The sequence below is a fragment of the Bradyrhizobium centrolobii genome, from assembly GCF_001641635.1.
Taxonomy (GTDB): Bacteria; Pseudomonadota; Alphaproteobacteria; order Rhizobiales; family Xanthobacteraceae; genus Bradyrhizobium; species Bradyrhizobium centrolobii.
Genome location: NZ_LUUB01000107.1, coordinates 47,242 through 69,142 on the forward strand (window position 1 = coordinate 47,242; position 21,901 = coordinate 69,142).

Below are 21,901 nucleotides of genomic sequence, written 5' to 3' on the forward strand. Positions count from 1 at the left end.
GAGCCAGCGAGAGCCGGCGGCGCTGGCCGGCCGAGAGGAACGCGGCGGGCAGATGGGTGGCGTGGTCGAGGCCGACAGCGGCGAGGCTCTCGGAGGAGTCGAACCGCTCTCCGCCCAGGAAATCGGCCCAGAATGCCAGGTTTTCCGCCACGCTCAGCGCCGGCTTCAGAGCGTCGCGATGACCGAGATAGTGGCACTGCTCGGGGAGCGTCAGCTCGGCATCGCCGCCCTCCAACGCGATCGTTCCGCCCGCCGGAATCAGCAGGCCCGCGATCAACCGCAGCAGCGAGGTCTTGCCCGATCCGTTGCGGCCCACCACCGCCACCGCCTCGCGGGAGCCGGCTTCGAAATCGAGGCCGGCGAACACCTCGCGGCCGCCCCGCACGCATCTGAGCCCGCTGCCGGAGAGCCGCATCTCACCTCGTGTCGAAGCCCTCAACGGAGCCCCCAGGAAAACCCTAAGAAAATCTTGGGGTAGCGCATCAGAATTTTTGGCTCGCGAATTGCTGCGGTACGTTTGTGGCTGTGGCGGCGCGGTTAGAAAGCTTCTATAAGCCCCGAACTACTTGATGCAGCAACTCAACCTGCCCCTGCAAGCGACCCAGCCGGATTCGCTGACGGTGTTAAAATACCCCTTGCCGGGTATAACTAACAATTGGGATTTCCTACATGACCTCGCTCGACAGCTTCAAATGCAAAAAGACCCTCAAGGTCGGCGCCAAGACCTATGTCTATTACAGCCTGCCCACGGCCGAGAAGAATGGTCTGAAGGGAATTTCCAAACTTCCCTACTCGATGAAGGTCCTGCTCGAGAACCTGCTGCGCAATGAGGACGGCCGCTCGGTCAAGAAGGAGGACATCGTCGCGGTGTCCAAGTGGCTGCGCAAGAAGTCGCTGGAGCATGAGATCGCCTTCCGCCCGGCCCGCGTGCTGATGCAGGACTTCACCGGCGTGCCGGCGGTGGTCGACCTCGCCGCGATGCGCAACGCGATGCAGAAGCTCGGCGGCGATGCCGAGAAGATCAATCCGCTGGTGCCGGTCGATCTCGTCATCGACCACTCCGTGATCGTGAACTTCTTCGGCGACAACAAGGCCTTCGCCAAGAACGTGGTCGAGGAATACAAGCAGAACCAGGAGCGCTACGAGTTCCTGAAGTGGGGCCAGAAGGCTTTCTCGAACTTCTCGGTCGTGCCGCCCGGCACCGGCATCTGCCACCAGGTCAATCTCGAATATCTCGCCCAGACCGTCTGGACCAAGAAGGAGAAGATGACGGTCGGCAAGAAGACCGGCTCCTTCGAGGTCGCCTATCCCGACTCGCTGGTCGGCACCGACTCCCACACCACCATGGTCAACGGTCTCGCCGTGCTCGGCTGGGGCGTCGGCGGCATCGAGGCCGAAGCCTGCATGCTCGGCCAGCCGCTGTCGATGCTGCTGCCCAACGTCGTCGGCTTCAAGCTGAAGGGCTCGCTGAAGGAAGGCGTCACCGCGACCGATCTCGTGCTGACGGTCACGCAGATGCTGCGCAAGCTCGGCGTCGTCGGCAAGTTCGTCGAATTCTTCGGCCCCGGTCTCGATAACCTCTCGGTCGCCGACAAGGCCACGATCGGCAACATGGCGCCCGAATACGGCGCGACCTGCGGCTTCTTCCCCGTCGATGCCGCCGCGATCGACTACCTCAAGACCTCCGGCCGCGCCTCAGCGCGCGTCGCGCTGGTGCAGGCCTACGCCAAGGCGCAGGGGCTGTTCCGCACCGCCAAGTCGCCGGACCCGGTGTTCACCGAGACGCTGACGCTCGACCTCGGCGACGTCGTGCCGTCGATGGCCGGTCCGAAGCGTCCCGAAGGCCGCATCGCGCTGCCATCCGTGTCGGAAGGCTTCTCGCTGGCGATGACCAACGAGTACAAGAAGGGCGATGACGCAGAGAAGCGCTACGAGGTCGAGGGCAAGAAGTTCGATCTCGGTCATGGCGACGTCGTGATCGCGGCGATCACCTCCTGCACCAACACCTCCAACCCGAGCGTGCTGATCGGCGCCGGCCTGCTGGCGCGCAACGCGGCCAAGAAGGGCCTGAAGGCAAAACCCTGGGTGAAGACCTCGCTCGCACCGGGCAGCCAGGTCGTCGCCGAATATCTCGCCAATTCGGGCCTGCAGGCCGATCTCGACAAGGTCGGCTTCAACCTGGTCGGCTTCGGCTGCACCACCTGCATCGGCAATTCCGGCCCGCTGCCGGAGGAGATCTCGAAGTCGATCAACGACAACGGCATTGTCGCGGCCGCCGTGCTCTCCGGCAACCGTAACTTCGAAGGCCGCGTCTCGCCGGACGTGCAGGCGAACTATCTCGCCTCGCCGCCGCTCGTCGTCGCCCATGCGCTCGCGGGCAGCGTGACGAAGAACCTCGCCACCGAGCCGCTCGGCGAGGGCAAGGACGGCAAGCCGGTGTACCTGAAGGACATCTGGCCGACGACCAAGGAGATCAACGCCTTCATGAAGAAGTTCGTGACCGCGTCGATCTTCAAGAAGAAGTATGCCGACGTGTTCAAGGGCGACACCAACTGGCGCAAGATCAAGACGGTCGAGAGCGAGACCTATCGCTGGAACATGAGCTCGACCTATGTGCAGAACCCGCCCTACTTCGAAGGCATGAAGAAGGAGCCGGATCCGGTCACCGACATCGTCGAGGCGCGCATCCTCGCCATGTTCGGCGACAAGATCACCACCGACCACATCTCGCCGGCCGGCTCGATCAAGCTCACTTCGCCGGCGGGCAAATATCTCAGCGAGCACCAGGTGCGTCCCGCCGACTTCAACCAGTACGGCACGCGCCGCGGCAACCATGAAGTGATGATGCGCGGCACCTTCGCCAATATCCGCATCAAGAACTTCATGCTCAAGGGCGCCGACGGCAACATCCCGGAAGGCGGTCTGACCAAGCACTGGCCCGACGGCGAGCAGATGTCGATCTACGACGCCGCGATCAAGTACCAGCAGGAGAACGTGCCGCTGGTCGTGTTCGCCGGCGCCGAATACGGCAACGGCTCCTCGCGCGACTGGGCCGCGAAGGGCACGCGCCTGCTCGGCGTGCGCGCCGTGGTCTGCCAGAGCTTCGAGCGCATCCACCGCTCCAACCTGGTCGGCATGGGCGTGCTGCCGCTGACCTTCGAGGAAGGTACCTCGTGGCAGTCGCTCGGCTTGAAGGGCGACGAGAAGGTCACGCTGCGTGGCCTCGTCGGCGACCTCAAGCCGCGTCAGAAGCTTACCGCGGAGATCGTATCGGGCGACGGCTCGCTCCAGCGGGTCTCGCTGCTCTGCCGCATCGATACACTGGACGAGCTCGATTACTACCGGAACGGCGGCATCCTGCACTATGTGCTGCGCAAACTCGCGGCCTAAGCGCGGATTTGTGAACGATGGCTCACTGCGAAGTGAGTAGAAGGTTAAACGAAGGCGGCCTATCAAAAGGCCGCCTTCGCGCGTTGCGGCACGGTTCAGATGGGCCCGCCCGGCGGAAATCTCCGCTTTGGTCGGATAAATGTGCTGCGCCCCGTAAGACTACGGTGACCATCGAGCGATATGATTTTTCCCCCACGAACTAGGATGTGCGACGTTCGACATGACTGGAATGATGGCGACTAATCAGGTTTCACGCTGGTCTGGTGCATTCTGGTCGGGAGCACTCAGCGTCTGTGCCATCATCGCCATCATTCGTCCCGCCCACGCCGATCCCCGCGCCGTGGTCGAGCTCTTCACCTCGCAGGGCTGCTCCTCCTGCCCACCCGCGGACAAGATTATCGGCGAGCTTTCCAAGGATCCCTCGATCATCGCGATGAGCATGCCGATCGACTATTGGGATTATCTCGGCTGGAAGGACACGCTGGCCGACTCGCGCTTCTCGGCGCGGCAGCGCGCCTATTCGCGTATGCGCGGGGACCGCGAGGTCTATACGCCGCAGGTCGTGGTCAACGGCTCCGCGCACGTCATCGGCAGCGATCGCGACGGTATCGAAAGCGCGATCGGCAACACCATCAAGAATGAATCGGTCATGAGCGTGCCGGTGACGATGTCGCTCGCCGGCAAGCAGATCAACGTGTCGGTGGCCGCGAGCAAGGAGCCGGCCGTCTCGCATGGCGAGGTCTGGATCTGCTCGATCGCGAAGTCCGTGCCGATCTCGATCGCTCGCGGCGAGAATCGCGGACAGCAGATCACCTACCACAACGTGGTGCGCAACGTGCTCAAGGTCGGCGACTGGAACGGCCGTCCGGAAAGCTGGACGGTGCCGATCGAGAACTTGACCCGCGACGGCGTCGACGGGGCGGTGGTCTACGTCCAGGACGGCAACCGCGAGAAGCCCGGTCCGATGCTGGGCGCGGCGTACACGTCGCTGCACTGAAGCTCGCGCTTCGAATCTCCCAATAGTAGGCTGAACTTCTCAATCCTCATGGTGAGGAGCGCGCTTTTGCGCGCGTCTCGAACCATGCAGGCCCGGCCGATCCCGCGCGGCCTCGATCCGTCGAGACGCGCTTCGCGGCTCCTCAGGATGAGGAGAGAGCGTTCGTATTGATGTTCGGAAGGAGCGGGTTGTCGGACACGTCCCGACACCAACAAAAAAGGACCAACTCGCGTTGGCCCTCCTTGTCATGCGTACAGACCCGATCCTGACGACCCCGGGGGGCTGGGGGCTGAGGAATCCGGAACCGAAAGGACCGGGCCAACGCACATGATCCTTTTCGCAGTGCAGGGCGGCAGTCGCTGGGCGGAAAAGAGGCAAGACTAAGATTCCTGCTAACGATCCCGTGACGGTTTGCCGCTAAGGAGTTCCACCATTGCGTGTGCCTGATTCGGCTTCGATTTGAGGGGATTGGCCGGCAGGCCCTTGCAGTAGGGAACGGTTGGAGCAATCATGCAATTGTCATGATCCGCGGGTCCTGCGACGGTTTCGCGGAGGCGGTTATGCTGTGCGACAGGAGGCGCTCCATGAGTCTGATGCCGGAGGATGCCGATCCGAGCGAGCAGCGCGCAGTGGCGCGTGTCGCCGCTGCGAATGCCCAAGGGAGCCGGGTGACGTTCAACCGGCTTGAGCTGCATCGCATCCTCAATCTCTACGGCCGCATGGTCGCCGACGGCGAGTGGCGAGACTATGCCATCGACTTCCTCAAGGACCGCGCAGTGTTCTCGGTGTATCGCCGCGCCTCCGAAGTGCCGATCTATCGCATCGAGAAGGATCCGCGGCTGGCGCGCAAGCAGGGCATGTACAGCGTGATCTCGGCGACCGGCCTGATCCTGCGCCGCGGCCACGAGCTCGAGCGCGTGCTGCTGGTGATCGACCGCAAGCTGGCGGTGGTTTGACCCATCCTCCTCGTTCCGGGGCGCGCGTCAGCGCGAACCCGGAAGCCGGGTGTTGCGAGCGAACAATGCGGATCGAGATTCGGGGTTCGATGCTGCGCATCGCCCGGTATGACCGCGCGAAGGGTTACTTCCCCGGCACCGTGCTTGCGCCCTCGCCGAGGTCGCGCTGCATCATCACCGTGTCGAGCCAGCGGCCGAACTTCAGCCCGACGTTCGGGTGCGTGCCGATCATCTTGAAGCCGGTCCTGGTGTGGACGCCGATCGAGCCGGCATTGGCGGAATCGCCGATGACGGCGATCATCTGGCGGAAGCCGCGCGCCTCGCATTCGACGATCAGCCGCTCCAGCAGCAGCAGGCCGATGCCGCGGCGGTGGAAGGACGGATCGAGATAGATCGAGTTCTCGACCGTGAAGCGGTAGGCCGGTCGCGGCCGGTAGGCGCCGGCGTAGGCATAGCCCGCCACGCGTCCGCCGAGCGTGGCGACGAAATAGGGATAGCCTCCGTCCATCAGCGCGCGATAGCGGCGCGTCATCTCGGCGAGATCGGGTGGCTCTAGCTCGAACGTCGCGGTGCCCTCGCGGACGGCCTGCTGGTAGATGGCGGTGATGGCGGGAAGGTCGGCCTCGATTGCGGGCCTGATTTCAGGTGCGGACATGTGAGCAGCTTAGAGGCTTCCCACGGCGGCTGGAAGAGGTGCGGGCGCCTCCGCGGCGTCATTGCGAGCGCAGCGAAGCAATCCAGAAATGCATCCGCGGAGGGACTCTGGATTGCTTCGCTGCGCTCGCAATGACGATGCTTGTGGGGCCGACCACGCCCCAAACAAAAACCCCGGCCTTTCGGCCGGGGCTCGTGTCGTTCGCTCGGTCTATCGCTTAGTCGCGCTGGCCGAGGAGCTGCAGGAGCAGCGTGAACAGGTTGATGAAGTTCAGGTACAGCGACAGCGCACCGGTGATCGCCGCACGCTCGGCGATGTCACCGCCGGCTGACGCGTAGCCGTAGATGTAGTCGTTCTTCAGCCGCTGCGTATCCCAGGCGGTGAGGCCCGCGAACACCAGCACGCCCACCACCGACACGATGAACTGGAGCGCCGAGCTCGCCAGGAACAGGTTCACCAGGCTCGCGATGATGATGCCGATCAGGCCCATGAACAGGAACGAGCCCATCCCGGTCATGTCACGCTTGGTGGTGTAGCCGTAGAGGCTCAGCGCGCCGAACGTGGCCGCGGTGATGAAGAACACCCGCACGATCGATGTGTGCGTGAACACCAGGAAGATCGAGGACAGCGAGATGCCCATCAGCGCCGAGAACACCCAGAACAGGATCTGGGCGGTCGAGGGGGCCAGACGGTTGATGCCTGCCGAAATCACGAACACCATGGCGAGGGGCGCCAGCATGAACAGCCATTTCAGCGGGCTCACGAACATCGCGTAGCCGAATGGCGTCAGGAACAGCTTGCCGACGCGGACGGCTTCCGGCGTCGGAACGTCCGTCACGGCGGCCATGTAGACGCCGAGCGCGGCCAAGCCGGTGATGGCGAGGCCAATGCTCATGTAATTGTAGATGCGCAGCATGTAGGCGCGCAGACCGGCGTCGACCGTCGCGGCGTCAACACGCCCGGCGGCCCTGCCGAAAGGAGAAGCGTAGTTACGGTCTAGGTCCGACATGGTCGAATTCCCGTTGGTTGTCCGGTCCGGCACGAGGGTCTCCATGCCGCCGGTTCGTCAAAATCTATCTCGGATACCGATCTCTGCCGACATTAAATTTGGCTAACAATCGGGGATCCGAACCCGTTGGATATGTGGGAAACTAACACATTCGCTGCAACCGTCCACGCGCGGCTGAATGTCGCCCTCGGCGCGCAATCCCGGCGCGCAGACGTGGTTAATCGCAGGAATCGTGCGATTTGGCTACCGCGGGGCCGCCCGCTACATTTTGTCACAAATTCCGCAACACCGTGGCGGGCTTTTTGTTCAACGCCAACAGCGTTCCGGCGAGCCCGAGCCCGACCGTGACGACGAGGGCTGCCGCGACAACCGCGGCCGCGCTGCCGGCCTGCCAGACGAAACTCAGCGTCATCAACCGCGTCACGATCATCCAGGCGGCGATGCTTCCGGCGATCACGCCGAACACGGCGGTGGCGAGCCCGATCAGGAGGTATTCGAGCGCATAGGCGCCGAGCAGCCGCAGCCGCGTCGCCCCCAGCGTCTTCAGGATCACCGCATCGTAGACCCGGTGACGGTGGCCTGCGGCGAGCGCCCCGCCCAAGACCAGGATCGCCGAGATCAGGGTCACGGCGCTGGCGCCGCGGATCGCCAGCGCGAGATTGGTCACGACAGAGCCGACCGTCTCCATCACCTCGCGCACGCGCACGCTCGTCACCATCGGATAGGCATCCGCAACCTGCTTGATGATCTGACCATCGCCCGTGGCGTTGCCGCCCGCTTCCGTCAGCGTCGCGATATGGGTATGCGGCGCGCCCTTGAAGGCGTTCGGCGAGAACACGAGGACGAAATTGATGCCGAGCCCCTGCCAGTCGATGTTGCGCAGGTTGCTGATCTTGGCCGGGATGTCGCGCCCGAGCACGTTGACCACGACCTCGTCGCCGATCTTCAGGCCAAGCCCGTCGGCGATCTTCTTCTCCATCGAGACCAGCGGCGGGCCGGAATAGTCGGCGCCCCACCATGCGCCCTCGACCACCTTGGAGCCCTTCGGAAGTTCCCCGGTATAGGTCAGGCCGCGGTCGCTTTGCAGAACCCATTCCGAATCGGTCGTGGGCTTGAGGTCTTCGGCGCGGACGCCGCGCGCAGCGACGATACGTCCGCGCAGCATCGGCACGTCCTCGACCTTCGCGCCAGGCACGATCTGATGGAGATAGCCGTCGAACTGCGCCGCCTGCGTGCTCGGAATGTCGATGAAGTAGAAGGACGGCGCGCGATCGGGCAACGCCGCCAGAAACTGTCGGCGCAGATTGCCGTCGATCTGGGTGATGGTGACGAGAACGGCGAGCCCGAGCCCCAGCGACAGCACGACGGAGGGCGTCAGTGCGCCCGGCCGGTGGATGTTGGCGATCGCAAGCCGCAGCATCGGCAGCTGCGTGCGCGGCAGCCGTCGCGCGATCGCCATCAGCAGGGCGGCGATGGCGCGGAGCAGCGCGAACACGACCACGGAGGAGAGCACGAACACTGCGGCGATGCGCTTGTCGAAGGACAGGCCGATCACGACCGCGACGAGCAGCGCGATCACCGCGCCCATGAAGGCGAGATAGCGCCAGCGCGGCCGATGCCACTCTGCGCTGATGGTGTCGCGGAATAGCGCCGCGACCGGTACGTCATGCACGCGCCCGAGCGGCCACAGGCCGAAGGCGAGCGCTGTCAGGAGGCCATAGATGAAGGACAGCGCGAGCTCGTCGGCATGCACGGCCGGCACCACCGGCAGCGGGAGCAGCTTGCCGAACAGGCCGACGATCACGAAAGGCATCGCGGCGCCCAGCGCAAGTCCGATCACCGAGCCGATCCCGGCGAGCAGGATGACCTGCGCGAGATAGATGCCGAACACGTCGCGACCGGTGGCGCCGACGGCCTTGAAGGCCGCGATCACCTCGAGCCTGCGGTCGATATGACTCTTCACGGCATTGGCGACGCCGACGCCGCCGACGAGCAGTGCGGCAAGGCCGACCAGGGTGAGAAACTGTGTGAAGCGATTGATGTTGCGCTCGAGCTGCGGCGAGGCATTCGAGCGGCTGCGGATCTCCCAGCCCGCCTGCGGCGCGGCGTTGCGGGCATCGTCGATGAAGGCCTCGGTGGCGCGCTCGCTGTTGGCGGTGTCCGGCAACTTCACCCGATAGACCCAGCGCACCAGGCTGCCGGGCTGGATCAGGCCGGTCGCGCGCAGGGCCGCCTCGCTGACCAGGAAGCGTGGGCCGAAACCAATGCCGCCGGCGAGTTTGTCGGGCTCGGCTTCGACGGTGCTGCGGATCTGGAAGGTTGCCGCGCCAATGGTGACGCGGTCGCCGGTCTTGAGGGAGAGCCGCGCCAGCAGCGTCGGATCGGCGGCCGCGCCGAAGGCGCCGTCGCGTTCCGCGAGCAGATCGGACAGCGGCATCGGCGGCGCCAGCGTCAGCTGGCCGAGCATCGGATAGGTGTCGTCGACCGCCTTCATCTCGACCAGCGCGAGCTTGCCTTCGGCCGAGCGTGCCATGCCGCGCAGCGTGGCGGCGACGGAGACGGTGCCGCGTGAGCGCAGGAAGGCAACCTCCTCGGGGTTTGCCTCGCGCTGGAACAGCACGAAGGAAACGTCGCCGCCGAGCAGCGTGCGGCCTTCGCGCGCAAGACCGTCGCTGAGGCTTGCCGAGACCGAGCCGACGCCGGCGATCGCCATCACGCCAAGCGCGATGCAGGCGATGAAGACGTAGAAGCCGCGCAGGCCGCCGCGCAATTCACGCAGCGCGTAGCGCAGCGACAGCGCCGCCGGATTGGGCCGCGCGAACGGTTCGGTCGCGATGCTCATGCTTGCGAATGCTGCGTGTCGATGCGGCCCGAGCGCAGGCGGATCACACGATCGCAGCGATGCGCGAGCGAAGAGTCGTGCGTCACCAGCACCAGTGTCATGCCGCGCTCGGCATGCTTGGTAAAGAGCAGGTCGACGATCTGCTTTCCGGTGGCCTCGTCGAGATTGCCGGTCGGCTCATCGGCGACGAGGATCGCGGGATCGGGCGCCAGCGCGCGGGCGAGCGCGACGCGCTGCTGCTCGCCGCCCGAGAGCTGCGTCGGATAATGATGCAGGCGGTCGCCGAGTCCGACCGATTGCAGCTCTTGCTCTGCGCGCTTCGCGGCATCCGGATTGCCGGCGAGTTCGAGCGGCACCGCAACGTTCTCGAGCGCCGTCATGGTCGGGATCAGGTGGAAGGATTGGAAGACGATGCCGACCTGGCGGCCGCGGAAGCGCGCGAGCGAATCCTCGTCGAGGGCATTGAAAGGCGTGCCGTTGACCACCACCTCTCCACTATCAGGACGCTCCAACCCCGCCATCACCATCAGCAGCGTGGATTTGCCCGAGCCTGACGGGCCGATCAGGCCGATCGTCTCGCCCGAGGCGACGCGCAGGCTGATATCCTTGAGGATGTGAACGCGTGCCGCGCCCGTGCCCAATGAGAGATTGACGTTGGAGATGGCGATGGTGTCCGGCGCGGTGCCGGCGAGCGAAGAGGATTCGATGCGACTGTCCATGGTCCGGTCATATGGCAAGTCCGCCAGCCCGGTCGAGAGGCGTTACGGATTGTTCATGCACATAGCCGTGTTGATGTTCGCTTTGATGACGGCCGCCACGACGGCTTCGGCCGAGGGGCAAGCGGCGGCGAAACCGATCAAGCTCGTCGTGCTCGGGGATTCCTTGAGTGCCGGGCTTGGCCTTCCGGGCCAGGAGGCGTTCCCGGCGAAACTCCAAAAAGCGTTGCAGGACAAAGGGGTAGCCCTCGATATGACCAATGCCGGGGTGTCCGGCGATACCTCCTCCGGCGGCCGCGACCGGCTCGACTGGTCGGTGCCGGATGGAACCGACGGCGTGATCGTCGAGCTCGGCGCCAACGACGCGCTGCGCGGGATCGATCCTGATCTGACGCGGGCGGCGCTGAGCGACATCGTTGCGCGGCTCAAGGCGCGCAAGATCGCGGTGATGCTCTGCGGCATGCTGGCGCCGCCGAATTACGACGCCGACTACGCCGCGCGCTTCAATTCGATTTATCCGGATCTGGCGAAGAAATTCGACGTGCCGCTCTATCCGTTCTTCCTCGACGGTGTCGCGGCCGATACCAAGCTCAACCAGGCCGATGGCATCCATCCGACCGCGGCCGGCGTCGACATCATCATCAAGAACATCATGCCCACCGTGGAGGCATTTCTTGGCACGATAAGCGAGCAACGACGTTGAAAAGCAGGCAACGCTAACCCTAATTCCCAGGGTTTTCCCGGGGTGGGGCGCACCAAGCTTCGCAGAGTCACATAACTGCGATAGGAATCAGGTTACCGGTTGATTCGTCGCCGGCTCTAATTCGGATATGGTCCCGCTCAGGGGCTGTACCCAAGCATCGGGAGATGAACGATGCCGCGTTTGTTCACGGGTCTGGAAATCCCGGCCGAGGTCGGCCAAACGCTTTCCAACTTGCGGGGCGGCCTTCCCGGCGCCCGCTGGATCGATCCCGAAAATTATCACGTCACCTTGCGCTTCATCGGCGATATCGACGGCGCCTCCGCCAACGAGATCGCCTCGATGCTGTTTCGCGTCAACCGCAAGCCGTTCGAGGTAAAGGTGCGAGGCTTGACGAGCTTCGGCGGCCGCAAGCCGCGCGCAGTCGTCGCGGCGATCGAGCCGAGCAAGCCGCTGATCGAGCTGCAAGCCGAGCTCGAGCGGATGATGCAGCGGATCGGTCTCGATCCCGAGGGCCGCAAATTTATCCCGCATGTCACGCTGGCGCGGCTGCACGATGCGTCCGACCAGGACGTCGCCGACTATCTCTCATTGCGCGGCTACTTCCCGAGCAAGGTCTTCACCGCCGAGCGGTTCGTGCTGTTCTCCTCGCGCGCCTCGACCGGCGGTGGCCCGTACGTGGTCGAGGATTCCTACGACCTTTGCGCGTGATCTCTTAACCTCTCCCCGTAAGAACGGGGAGAGGGAGAAAAAGCGCATACCCCCTCGCACCAATTCTCGGCTTGCAATTTGCCGCCGTCTCTGGCGGTAAGATGGCATGCTCTCCACTCCCAGTTCCTCATTCCGCGCGGAATATCAGGCCGAGATCGCCTCCGGCGCGATCGAGCCGGATGCGGCGCAGGCCGAGGTCGCCGAGGCCTACGCGGCCTTGGACCAGCGGCTTGCAAACTACAAGCCGCAGCGCAAGCAGAGCCTGCTCGGCCGTCTCTTCAAAAACGGCGACAAGGACGAGGCGCCGCGCGGTCTCTACGTCCATGGCGAGGTCGGCCGCGGCAAGACCATGCTGATGGACCTGTTCTTCCAGCACTCCTCGGTCGAGCACAAGCGGCGCGCGCATTTCCACGAATTCATGGCCGACGTGCATGAGCGCATCTACGACTATCGGCAGAGTATTGCGCGCGACGAGATCGCCGATGGCGAGGTCATCGCGCTGACCGCGAATGCGATCTTCGAGGAGAGCTGGCTGCTCTGCTTCGACGAATTCCACGTCACCGACATCGCGGACGCGATGATCCTCGGCCGCCTGTTCGCAAAGCTGTTCGAGCTCGGCACCGTGGTGGTCGCGACCTCCAACGTCGCGCCCGATGATCTCTACAAGGGTGGTTTGAACCGCGCGCTGTTCCTGCCGTTCATCAAGCAGATCACCGACCATATGGACGTGCTGCGGCTGGATGCGCGTACCGACTTCCGGCTGGAAAAACTCCAGGGCGTGCCGATGTGGCTGACGCCGGCGGATGGCGACGCGGAGGCGGCGCTCGATCGGGCCTGGGCCAAAATGACCGGCGGCGCCAAATGCAAGTCGCGCGACATTTCGATCAAGGGGCGCACCCTGCACGTGCCGTGCTCGGCCCATGGCGTGGCGCGGTTCTCGTTCGCGGATCTCTGCGAGAAGCCGCTCGGCGCGTCCGACTATCTCAGGCTGGCGCACGACTATCACACCATCCTGGTCGACCATATTCCAGTGATGGAGTTCGCCCAGCGCAATGCCGCCAAGCGCTTCATCACGCTGATCGATACGCTCTATGACAATGCCGTGAAGCTGATGGCCTCGGCCGAGGCCAATCCGGTGTCGCTCTACCTCGCGGACGAAGGCAACGAAGCCAACGAGTTCAAGCGGACCGCATCGCGCTTGATCGAAATGAGCTCAAAATCCTACCTGGCACTGCCTCACGGCCGCAAGGATTCCACCGCCAGCGGCTCGACCAAGGGCCTGGTGGAGACTTAAGTCCTATTTCGCCATCCTCTCCGGCGTCATTCCGGGGCGTCGCGAAGCGACGAGCCCGGAATCCATACTCCCGGCGCGCTTGGCCCCTGGGCCATTCGCGCAAACGTAAGGGACTCGCGCCTTCTTCGATTTGCCGCGAATGCGGCAAGCCGCAAGCGCGGGCGTGGTTATCGATTCCGGGCTCGCGACTTCGTCGCGCCCCGGAATGACGGCAGTGACGTGATGGTTGCAATCTCGGCAAGCCCGACAATTGAGCATCCGGCGACTTGAACGGGGGAGGCGAAAGGGATAACCACCCGTCTCAGTTTTCCCCTCCTTCGGATGTCTAAAGGACAGGTTCACATGGCGCGCGACAAGATTGCTTTGATTGGCTCCGGCCAGATCGGCGGAACGTTGGCTCATCTCATCGGCCTGAAAGAGCTGGGCGACGTGGTGATGTTCGACATTGCCGAGGGCGTGCCGCAGGGCAAGGCGCTCGACATCGCGCAGTCCTCGCCGGTCGACGGCTTCGACGCACACTACTCCGGCGCCAACTCCTACGAGGCGCTCGACAACGCCAAGGTTTGCATCGTCACCGCCGGCGTGCCGCGCAAGCCCGGCATGAGCCGCGACGACCTCCTCTCCATCAACCTCAAGGTCATGGAGCAGGTCGGTGCCGGCATCAAGAAGTACGCCCCCGACGCCTTCGTCATCTGCATCACCAACCCGCTCGACGCGATGGTCTGGGCGCTGCAGAAGGCTTCCGGCCTGCCGCACAAGAAGGTCGTCGGCATGGCCGGCGTGCTGGATTCGGCGCGCTTCCGCTACTTCCTGGCCGATGAGTTCAACGTCTCGGTCGAAGATGTCACCGCCTTCGTGCTCGGCGGCCATGGCGACACCATGGTGCCGCTGGTGAAGTACTCCACCGTCGCCGGCATTCCGCTGCCCGACCTCGTCAAGATGGGCTGGACCTCGCAGGCGCGCCTCGACGAGATCGTCGACCGCACCCGCAACGGCGGCGCCGAGATCGTCAACCTGCTCAAGACCGGCTCGGCCTTCTATGCGCCGGCGGCTTCCGCGATCGCGATGGCCGAGAGCTATCTGCGCGACAAGAAGCGCGTGCTGCCCTCAGCTGCCTACCTCAACGGCGAATACGGCGTGAAGGACATGTATGTCGGCGTGCCCGTCGTGATCGGCTCCAAGGGCGTCGAGCGCGTGGTCGAGATCGAGCTCGCGGGCAAGGACCGCGAGGCCTTCGACAAGTCGGTCGGTGCGGTGCAGGGCCTGGTAGACGCCTGCAAGAAGATCGCCCCCGATCTTCTCGGCCGCTAAGCACGACAATTCCCGCCGAAGATCGAAAACCGGTCTTCGGCGGTTTCATTTCCGGGCCCGGCTGGCTAGCCGCCGGGCGGGTTCCGGGTCCGGCAGTCCAGAGATCTCGATGTCAAAGAATCCGGGTTGCAGTTCCTGTGGTATATGGTATGCCAGCCACAAGACTGAGGTGGGCCCATGGGGTCACCGCCCGCGGGTTCAGGGAGCGACCATATGAATATCCATGAGTACCAGGCCAAAGCGCTGCTGAATGAGTTCGGCGTGCCGATCTCCAAAGGCGTTCCGGTCCTGAAGGCCGCCGACGCCGAAGGCGCGGCCAAGACCCTGCCAGGCCCGGTCTGGGTGGTGAAGAGCCAGATCCATGCCGGCGGCCGCGGCAAGGGCAAGTTCAAGGAAGCCTCCGCCGGCGACAAGGGCGGCGTCCGCATCGCCAAGTCGACCGCTGAGGTTGCCGAGTTCGCCAGGCAGATGCTCGGAGCCACGCTCGTGACCGTGCAGACCGGCCCCGCCGGCAAGCAGGTCAACCGCCTCTACATCGAGGACGGCTCGGACATCGACAAGGAATTCTACCTCTCGATCCTGGTCGATCGCGAGACCTCGCGCGTCTCCTTCGTGGTGTCGACCGAAGGCGGCGTCAACATCGAGGACGTCGCGCACAACACGCCCGAGAAGATCGTCACCTTCTCGGTCGATCCGGCGACCGGCATCATGGCCCATCACGGCCGCACCGTTGCGAAAGCGCTGAACCTGTCCGGCGATCTCGCCAAGCAGGCCGAAAAGCTCACCGCGCAGCTCTACGCGGCCTTCGTCGCCAAGGACATGTCGATGCTGGAGATCAACCCGCTGGTCGTGACCAAGCAGGGCCAGCTCCGCGTGCTCGACGCTAAGGTGTCGTTCGACGACAACGCGCTGTTCCGTCATCCCGAGGTGCTCGCGCTGCGCGACGAGACCGAGGAAGATGCCAAGGAAATCGAGGCCTCGAAATACGACCTCAACTATGTCGCGCTCGACGGTAATATCGGCTGCATGGTCAACGGCGCCGGTCTCGCCATGGCGACCATGGACATCATCAAGCTCTACGGCATGGCGCCGGCGAACTTCCTCGACGTCGGCGGCAGCGCCAGCAAGGAGAAGGTCGCGGCCGCCTTCAAGATCATCACCGCCGACCCGAACGTGAAGGGCATCCTGGTCAACATATTCGGTGGTATCATGAAGTGCGACGTGATCGCCGAGGGCGTCACGGCCGCCGTGCGCGAGGTCGGCCTCAGCGTGCCGCTGGTGGTCCGCCTCGAAGGCACCAACGTCGAACTGGGCAAGAAGATCATCCGTGAATCCGGCCTGAACGTGGTGCCGGCCGACAATCTCGACGACGCCGCGCAGAAGATCGTGAAGGCCGTCAAGGGAGGCTAAGGCCATGACCCAAGACCATCTCGCCGCATCATCCCCGTTGCCGGAGCACGCGCGTCTTGCCGCGTTTGCCGGCGAATGGAATGGCGAGGAGATGGTCTTCCCGTCGCGCTGGACCGCCGGCGGGCCGGCCACCTCGCGCACCGTCGCACGCATGGATCTCAACGGCTTCTATCTGATCCAGGACAGTGTCCAGATGCGCGACGGCAAGGAGATCTTCGCCACCCACGGCATCTTCACCTACGATCGCGACGACCGGACCTACAAGCTGTTCTGGTACGACTCGCTCGGCTACACGCCGCCCTCGCCCGCCTCCGGCGGGTGGGTGGGCAAGACCCTGACGCTGGTGCGCGGCTCGCTGCGCGGCAACGCGCGCCACGTCTACGAGATCATCGACGACAATTCCTACTCGTTGAAGATCCAGTTCTCGCCGGACGCGGAAGGTTGGGCCGACGTGCTCACCGGCGTCTATCGCCGCATCCACTGACCTCTCACTCGTTAGTTTCGCGAAAGCAGACCTCATGTCCATCCTGATCGACAAGAACACCAAGGTCATCTGCCAGGGCTTCACCGGCAAGAACGGCACCTTCCACTCCGAAGCCGCGATGGCCTACGGCACCAAGATGGTCGGCGGCACCTCGCCGGGCAAAGGCGGCTCGACGCATCTGGGCCTGCCGGTGTTCGACACCGTGCGCGAGGCGCGTGAGAAGACCGGCGCGGATGCGTCCGTGATCTACGTGCCGCCGCCGGGCGCGGCCGATGCGATCTGCGAAGCCATCGACGCCGAGATCCCGCTGATCGTCTGCATCACCGAAGGCATTCCGGTCGTCGACATGGTCCGCGTGAAGCGTTCGCTGGCCGGCTCCAAGTCGCGCCTGATCGGGCCGAACTGCCCGGGCGTTATGACCGCCGGCGAGTGCAAGATCGGCATCATGCCGGCCAACATCTTCAAGACCGGCAGCGTCGGCATCGTCTCCCGCTCCGGCACGCTGACCTATGAGGCCGTGTTCCAGACCTCGCAGGAGGGTCTCGGCCAGACCACCGCGGTCGGCATCGGCGGCGACCCGGTCAAGGGCACCGAATTCATCGACGTCCTGGAAATGCTGCTCGCCGACCCCAAGACCGAATCGATCATCATGATCGGCGAGATCGGCGGTTCCGCCGAGGAGGACGCGGCCCAGTTCATCAAGGACGAGGCCAAGCGCGGCCGCAAGAAGCCGATGGTCGGCTTCATCGCCGGCGTCACCGCACCTCCCGGCCGCCGCATGGGCCATGCCGGCGCGATCATCTCCGGCGGCAAGGGCGACGCCAATTCCAAGACCGAAGCGATGAAATCGGCCGGAATCACCGTCTCGCCGTCGCCTGCACGCCTCGGGCATACGCTTGCCGAAAAATTGAAGGGCTAATTCACTCCTTCGTGCTTTTCCGGGCGAAGTTTCGCAGCAAATAGGGTAAATGGTGCCTGTCGCGCCGAGCCTCTGCCGGGAGCTCGGCGCCAGCGCCGTTTGTTATGCGCGAACCGAAATCGCCAGGAATCAAGTATGTCTCGCCAGGACGCGAACGCAGCCTTTGCCCTCTCATCCTTTTTGCAGGGCACCAACGCCACCTACATCGACGAAATCTACGCCCGCTACGAGAAGGATCCGTTCTCGGTCGACGCCGAGTGGCAGGAGTTCTTCAAGAGCCTGAAGGACCAGCCCGACGACGTTCGCAAGAACGCCGAAGGCCCGTCCTGGGAGCGCTCCAACTGGCCGCTGACGCCGCAGGACGACCTGACCTCCGCGCTGGACGGCAACTGGGCGGAAGTCGAGAAGGCGATCGGCGGCAAGATCGCCGCGAGGGCGCAGGCCAAGGGTGCCGATATCACCTCCGCCGACGTGCTCCAGGCGACGCGCGACTCCGTCCGCGCCTTGATGCTGATCCGCGCCTATCGCATGCGCGGCCATTTCCACGCCAAGCTCGATCCGCTCGGCATCGAGGCGCCGCGCAACCGCGAAGAGCTCGATCCGCGCACCTACGGCTTCAGCGAGGCTGATTTCGACCGCAAGATCTTCCTCGATCACGTGCTCGGCCTCGAATACGGCACGCTGCGCGAGATCGTCGCGATCTGCGAGCGCACCTACTGCCAGACGCTCGGCGTCGAATTCATGCATATCAGCAATGCAGCGCAGAAGGCCTGGATCCAGGAGCGCATCGAGGGGCCGGACAAGGAGATCTCGTTCACCCGCGAAGGTCGTCGCGCCATCCTGATGAAGCTGATTGAAACCGAAGGCTTCGAGAAGTTCTGCGACACCAAGTTCACCGGCACCAAGCGTTTCGGCCTGGACGGCGGCGAGTCGCTGATCCCCGCGCTCGAGCAGATCATCAAGCGCGGCGGCAATCTCGGCGTGAAGGAGATCGTGCTCGGCATGCCGCATCGCGGCCGCCTCAACGTGCTGACTCAGGTGATGGCCAAGTCGCACCGCGCCCTGTTCCACGAGTTCAAGGGTGGCTCGGCCAACCCCGAGGACGTCGAAGGCTCCGGCGACGTCAAGTACCACCTCGGCGCCTCCTCGGACCGCGAGTTCGACGGCAACTGCATCCATCTGTCGCTGACCGCAAACCCCTCGCATCTCGAGATCGTCGATCCCGTCGTGCTCGGCAAAGTCCGCGCCAAGCAGGACCAGCACGGCGATCCGCCGGACATGCGTATCTCGGTGATGCCGCTCTTGATGCACGGTGACGCGGCGTTCGCCGGCCAGGGCGTGGTCGCGGAATGCTTCAGCCTGTCGGACCTGAAGGGCTACCGCACCGGCGGCTCCGTGCACTTCATCGTCAACAACCAGATCGGCTTCACGACCTATCCGCGTTACTCGCGCTCCTCGCCCTATCCGTCGGACGTGGCGAAGATGATCGACGCGCCGATCTTCCACGTGAACGGCGACGATCCGGAAGCCGTCGTGTTCGCCGCCAAGGTCGCGACCGAATTCCGGCAGAAGTTCCACAAGCCCGTCGTCATCGACATGTTCTGCTACCGCAGGCATGGCCACAACGAGGGCGACGAGCCGGCCTTCACTCAGCCGGTGATGTACAAGAGGATCGCCGCGCATCCGTCGACGCTCGAGATCTACGCCCGCCGGCTCATCAGCGAAGGCGTGATCACTGAGGGCGAAGTCGACAAGGCCAAGGCCGACTGGCGCGCGCGGCTCGACGCCGAGTTCGAGGCCGGCGCCAGCTACAAGCCGAACAAGGCCGACTGGCTCGATGGCAAGTGGTCCGGCTTCAAGATCGCCGATCAGGAAGAGGACGCGCGGCGCGGTGTCACAGGCGTCGATCTGACGGTGCTGAAGGACATCGGCCGCAAGATCACCAAGGTGCCGGACGGCTTCCGCGTCCACCGCACCATCCAGCGTTTCCTCGAGAACCGCTCGAAGGCGATCGACGGCGGCAACGGCATCGACTGGGCGACCGGCGAGGCCTTGGCGTTCTGCTCGCTGCTGCTCGAAAACCACCATGTGCGCCTGTCGGGGCAGGACTCCGAGCGCGGCACCTTCTCGCAGCGCCATTCGGTGCTGATCGACCAGGAGGACGAGAGCCGCTACACGCCGTTCAACCATCTCGGCGCCGACCAGGGGCACTACGAGGTCATCAACTCGCTGCTCTCGGAAGAGGCGGTGCTCGGCTTCGAATACGGCTACTCGCTGGCCGAGCCCAACACGCTGACGCTGTGGGAAGCGCAGTTCGGCGACTTCGCCAACGGTGCGCAGGTCGTGTTCGACCAGTTCATCTCCTCGGGTGAACGCAAATGGCTGCGCATGTCCGGCCTCGTCTGCATGCTGCCGCATGGCTATGAGGGCCAGGGTCCGGAGCACTCCTCGGCGCGTCTTGAGCGTTACCTGCAGATGTGCGCCGAAGACAACATGCAGGTGGTCTATCCGACCACCCCGGCGAACTACTTCCACGTGCTGCGCCGCCAGCTCCACCGCGAGATACGCAAGCCGCTGATCCTGATGACGCCGAAGTCGCTGCTGCGTCACAAGCGCGCGGTGTCGCGTCTCGAAGAGCTCGCCAAGGGAACGACCTTCCACCGCATCCTCTACGATGACGCCCAGATGCTGCCGAACGAGGCCAAGCTCGTTCCGGACGAGAAGATCCGCCGCATCGTGCTCTGCTCCGGCAAGGTCTATTACGACCTCTACGAGGAACGCGAGAAGCGCGGCATCGACGACATCTATCTGATGCGCGTCGAGCAGCTCTATCCGGTGCCGCTGAAGGCGCTGGTCGCCGAGCTGTCGCGCTTCAAGAAGGCGGAAGTGGTCTGGTGCCAGGAAGAGCCGCGCAACATGGGTGCGTGGCACTTCATCGAGCCATATCTGGAATGGGTGCTGAACCAGGTGAACGGCGTGAGCCGGCGGCCGCGCTATGTCGGCCGCGCCGCCTCTGCCGCGACCGCCACCGGCCTGATGTCGAAGCATCAGGCGCAGCTGAAGGCGTTCCTGGACGAAGCATTGAGCTGAACTTTTTCGAACTGAGTCATGCCCCGCGCAAGCTGGGCATCCAGTACGCCGTGTCGTCGTGAATACGAACGTCCCGGCTCGCTGGATGGCCCGCTTTTTGCGGGCGATGACACCTACTTTATGACCGCACTGGCGATCCCTAAGGAAAAGACCATGACTGAAATTCGTGTGCCGACGCTCGGCGAATCCGTCACCGAGGCCACCATCGGCCGCTGGTTCAAGAAGGCCGGCGATCCCGTCGCCGTCGACGAGCCCCTGGTGGAGCTCGAGACCGACAAGGTCACCATCGAAGTCCCCGCGCCCTCCGCCGGCACGCTGAGCGAGATCATCGCCGCCGATGGTGCGACCGTTGCCGTTGGCGCACTGCTCGGACAAATCACCGACGGTGCTGGCGCCACGAAGCCGGCTGCCGCGCCTGCCAAGCCCGCGGCCGCTACCGCCGCAGCGGCTCCTGCTGCTGCACCGGCTCCAACCGCGCCCAAGGCGCCGCCGGCTGATGCGCCGCTCGCCCCGTCCGTGCGCAAGCTCTCCGCCGAGACCGGCATCGACGCCTCGACAGTTCCGGGCTCCGGCAAGGACGGCCGCGTCACCAAGGGCGACATGCTCGCCGCGATCGAGCGTGCGGCTTCCGCCCCGACTCCGGTCAACCAGCCGGCCGCTGCCGTGCAGGTGCGCGCACCGTCGCCGGCCGATGACGCCGCCCGCGAAGAGCGCGTCAAGATGACCCGCCTGCGCCAGACCATCGCGCGCCGCCTGAAGGACGTGCAGAACACCGCGGCCATGCTCACGACCTTCAACGAGGTCGACATGACCAACGTCATGGCGCTGCGTGCGCACTACAAGGACGCGTTCGAGAAGAAGCATGGCGCCAAGCTCGGCTTCATGGGCTTCTTCACCAAGGCCGTCGTCCAGGCGCTGAAGGACATCCCGGCGGTCAACGCCGAGATCGACGGCAGCGACCTGATCTACAAGAACTACTACCACATCGGCGTCGCCGTCGGCACCGACAAGGGCCTCGTCGTGCCGGTGGTGCGTGACTGTGACCACAAGTCGATCTCCGACATCGAGAAGAGCATCGCCGATTACGGTCGCCGCGCCCGCGACGGCCAGCTCAAGATCGACGAGATGCAGGGCGGCACCTTCACCGTCACGAATGGCGGCATCTACGGCTCGCTAATGTCGACGCCGATCCTGAATGCGCCGCAGTCCGGCATTCTGGGCATGCACAAGATCCAGGAGCGGCCGATGGTCGTCGGCGGCAAGATCGAAGTCCGCCCGATGATGTATCTGGCGCTGTCCTACGATCACCGCGTGATCGACGGCAAGGAAGCGGTCACCTTCCTGGTTCGCGTCAAGGAGAGCCTGGAAGATCCGGCGCGCCTCGTGCTCGATCTCTGATCCCTGATGCTTTGAAAAC

17 protein-coding genes are annotated in these 21,901 nt (G+C 64.5%); 12 read left to right on the forward strand and 5 right to left on the reverse strand.

Annotated elements, in window-relative coordinates:
* Positions 1 to 415: heme ABC exporter ATP-binding protein CcmA (gene ccmA, locus AYJ54_RS39360; protein WP_245329242.1), on the reverse strand; the 415-nt coding region annotated here is incomplete at its 3' end.
* Positions 416 to 669: 254 nt separating this feature from the next.
* On the opposite strand from ccmA, the gene acnA reads away from it, so the two are divergent.
* From acnA to AYJ54_RS39375, 3 genes are all read left to right on the forward strand, one after another.
* Positions 670 to 3,390: an aconitate hydratase AcnA gene (gene acnA, locus AYJ54_RS39365; RefSeq protein WP_063707877.1), complete on the forward strand. Its 2,721-nt coding sequence runs from the start codon at positions 670 to 672 to the stop codon at positions 3,388 to 3,390.
* Positions 3,391 to 3,610: 220 nt separating this feature from the next.
* Positions 3,611 to 4,387: a DUF1223 domain-containing protein gene (locus AYJ54_RS39370; RefSeq protein ID WP_063707878.1), complete on the forward strand. Its 777-nt coding sequence runs from the start codon at positions 3,611 to 3,613 to the stop codon at positions 4,385 to 4,387.
* Between the two features lie 584 nt (positions 4,388 to 4,971).
* Positions 4,972 to 5,343 carry a DUF2794 domain-containing protein gene (locus AYJ54_RS39375; protein ID WP_063707939.1) on the forward strand — a complete coding sequence of 124 codons (372 nt, stop codon included), beginning with the start codon at positions 4,972 to 4,974 and terminating at the stop codon, positions 5,341 to 5,343.
* A gap of 124 nt (positions 5,344 to 5,467) precedes the next feature.
* Here AYJ54_RS39375 and AYJ54_RS39380 read toward each other — a convergent pair whose 3' ends face one another.
* From AYJ54_RS39380 to AYJ54_RS39395, 4 genes are all read right to left on the reverse strand, one after another.
* Complete coding sequence (locus tag AYJ54_RS39380; protein WP_063707879.1) at positions 5,468 to 5,998, reverse strand: GNAT family N-acetyltransferase; 531 nt, start codon at positions 5,996 to 5,998, stop codon at positions 5,468 to 5,470.
* A 217-nt stretch (positions 5,999 to 6,215) separates the two neighbouring features.
* Positions 6,216 to 7,007: a Bax inhibitor-1/YccA family protein gene (locus tag AYJ54_RS39385; RefSeq protein WP_063707940.1), complete on the reverse strand. Its 792-nt coding sequence runs from the start codon at positions 7,005 to 7,007 to the stop codon at positions 6,216 to 6,218.
* A 271-nt stretch (positions 7,008 to 7,278) separates the two neighbouring features.
* Positions 7,279 to 9,849 (reverse strand): ABC transporter permease, encoded by a 2,571-nt coding sequence (locus AYJ54_RS39390; RefSeq protein ID WP_063707880.1) that lies wholly within the window; start codon positions 9,847 to 9,849, stop codon positions 7,279 to 7,281.
* The gene (locus AYJ54_RS39395) at positions 9,846 to 10,568 is read right to left on the reverse strand and encodes an ABC transporter ATP-binding protein (protein ID WP_063707881.1); all 723 of its coding nucleotides are present in this window, start codon (positions 10,566 to 10,568) and stop codon (positions 9,846 to 9,848) included. The genes AYJ54_RS39390 and AYJ54_RS39395 overlap by 4 nt, the downstream gene beginning before the upstream one ends.
* A gap of 55 nt (positions 10,569 to 10,623) precedes the next feature.
* Here AYJ54_RS39395 and AYJ54_RS39400 point away from each other — a divergent pair, with 55 nt between their 5' ends.
* The 9 genes from AYJ54_RS39400 to odhB all read left to right on the forward strand — a co-directional run bounded on the left by AYJ54_RS39400 (position 10,624) and on the right by odhB (position 21,882).
* Positions 10,624 to 11,268 (forward strand): arylesterase, encoded by a 645-nt coding sequence (locus AYJ54_RS39400; protein ID WP_063707941.1) that lies wholly within the window; start codon positions 10,624 to 10,626, stop codon positions 11,266 to 11,268.
* A 171-nt stretch (positions 11,269 to 11,439) separates the two neighbouring features.
* Positions 11,440 to 11,976, forward strand: coding sequence for an RNA 2',3'-cyclic phosphodiesterase (gene thpR / locus AYJ54_RS39405; protein ID WP_063707882.1), 537 nt, complete (start codon positions 11,440 to 11,442; stop codon positions 11,974 to 11,976).
* Positions 11,977 to 12,082: 106 nt separating this feature from the next.
* On the forward strand, positions 12,083 to 13,270 hold the full coding sequence (gene zapE, locus AYJ54_RS39410) for a cell division protein ZapE (RefSeq protein ID WP_063707883.1): 1,188 nt from the start codon (positions 12,083 to 12,085) through the stop codon (positions 13,268 to 13,270).
* Between the two features lie 342 nt (positions 13,271 to 13,612).
* Positions 13,613 to 14,581: a malate dehydrogenase gene (gene mdh / locus AYJ54_RS39415; protein ID WP_035702908.1), complete on the forward strand. Its 969-nt coding sequence runs from the start codon at positions 13,613 to 13,615 to the stop codon at positions 14,579 to 14,581.
* A 213-nt stretch (positions 14,582 to 14,794) separates the two neighbouring features.
* Positions 14,795 to 15,991, forward strand: coding sequence for an ADP-forming succinate--CoA ligase subunit beta (gene sucC, locus AYJ54_RS39420; protein WP_063707884.1), 1,197 nt, complete (start codon positions 14,795 to 14,797; stop codon positions 15,989 to 15,991).
* Between the two features lie 4 nt (positions 15,992 to 15,995).
* Positions 15,996 to 16,475 carry a DUF1579 family protein gene (locus tag AYJ54_RS39425; protein ID WP_063707885.1) on the forward strand — a complete coding sequence of 160 codons (480 nt, stop codon included), beginning with the start codon at positions 15,996 to 15,998 and terminating at the stop codon, positions 16,473 to 16,475.
* 34 nt (positions 16,476 to 16,509) lie between these two features.
* Positions 16,510 to 17,394: a succinate--CoA ligase subunit alpha gene (gene sucD / locus AYJ54_RS39430; RefSeq protein WP_063707886.1), complete on the forward strand. Its 885-nt coding sequence runs from the start codon at positions 16,510 to 16,512 to the stop codon at positions 17,392 to 17,394.
* A 135-nt stretch (positions 17,395 to 17,529) separates the two neighbouring features.
* Positions 17,530 to 20,484: a 2-oxoglutarate dehydrogenase E1 component gene (locus AYJ54_RS39435; protein ID WP_063707887.1), complete on the forward strand. Its 2,955-nt coding sequence runs from the start codon at positions 17,530 to 17,532 to the stop codon at positions 20,482 to 20,484.
* 153 nt (positions 20,485 to 20,637) lie between these two features.
* Positions 20,638 to 21,882 (forward strand): 2-oxoglutarate dehydrogenase complex dihydrolipoyllysine-residue succinyltransferase, encoded by a 1,245-nt coding sequence (gene odhB / locus AYJ54_RS39440; protein ID WP_063707942.1) that lies wholly within the window; start codon positions 20,638 to 20,640, stop codon positions 21,880 to 21,882.
* Positions 21,883 to 21,901: the final 19 nt, after the last annotated feature.

Excerpts from the sequence above, each read along its gene's own strand:
- acnA (WP_063707877.1), top strand. The coding sequence starts at position 670 with ATGACCTCGCTCGACAGCTTCAAATGCAAAAAGACCCTCAAGGTCGGC.
- AYJ54_RS39370 (WP_063707878.1), top strand. The coding sequence starts at position 3,611 with ATGACTGGAATGATGGCGACTAATCAGGTTTCACGCTGGTCTGGTGCA.
- AYJ54_RS39375 (WP_063707939.1), top strand. The coding sequence starts at position 4,972 with ATGAGTCTGATGCCGGAGGATGCCGATCCGAGCGAGCAGCGCGCAGTG.
- AYJ54_RS39380 (WP_063707879.1), bottom strand. The coding sequence starts at position 5,998 with ATGTCCGCACCTGAAATCAGGCCCGCAATCGAGGCCGACCTTCCCGCC.
- AYJ54_RS39385 (WP_063707940.1), bottom strand. The coding sequence starts at position 7,007 with ATGTCGGACCTAGACCGTAACTACGCTTCTCCTTTCGGCAGGGCCGCC.
- AYJ54_RS39390 (WP_063707880.1), bottom strand. The coding sequence starts at position 9,849 with ATGAGCATCGCGACCGAACCGTTCGCGCGGCCCAATCCGGCGGCGCTG.
- AYJ54_RS39395 (WP_063707881.1), bottom strand. The coding sequence starts at position 10,568 with ATGGACAGTCGCATCGAATCCTCTTCGCTCGCCGGCACCGCGCCGGAC.
- AYJ54_RS39400 (WP_063707941.1), top strand. The coding sequence starts at position 10,624 with ATGCACATAGCCGTGTTGATGTTCGCTTTGATGACGGCCGCCACGACG.
- thpR (WP_063707882.1), top strand. The coding sequence starts at position 11,440 with ATGCCGCGTTTGTTCACGGGTCTGGAAATCCCGGCCGAGGTCGGCCAA.
- zapE (WP_063707883.1), top strand. The coding sequence starts at position 12,083 with ATGCTCTCCACTCCCAGTTCCTCATTCCGCGCGGAATATCAGGCCGAG.
- mdh (WP_035702908.1), top strand. The coding sequence starts at position 13,613 with ATGGCGCGCGACAAGATTGCTTTGATTGGCTCCGGCCAGATCGGCGGA.
- sucC (WP_063707884.1), top strand. The coding sequence starts at position 14,795 with ATGAATATCCATGAGTACCAGGCCAAAGCGCTGCTGAATGAGTTCGGC.
- AYJ54_RS39425 (WP_063707885.1), top strand. The coding sequence starts at position 15,996 with ATGACCCAAGACCATCTCGCCGCATCATCCCCGTTGCCGGAGCACGCG.
- sucD (WP_063707886.1), top strand. The coding sequence starts at position 16,510 with ATGTCCATCCTGATCGACAAGAACACCAAGGTCATCTGCCAGGGCTTC.
- AYJ54_RS39435 (WP_063707887.1), top strand. The coding sequence starts at position 17,530 with ATGTCTCGCCAGGACGCGAACGCAGCCTTTGCCCTCTCATCCTTTTTG.
- odhB (WP_063707942.1), top strand. The coding sequence starts at position 20,638 with ATGACTGAAATTCGTGTGCCGACGCTCGGCGAATCCGTCACCGAGGCC.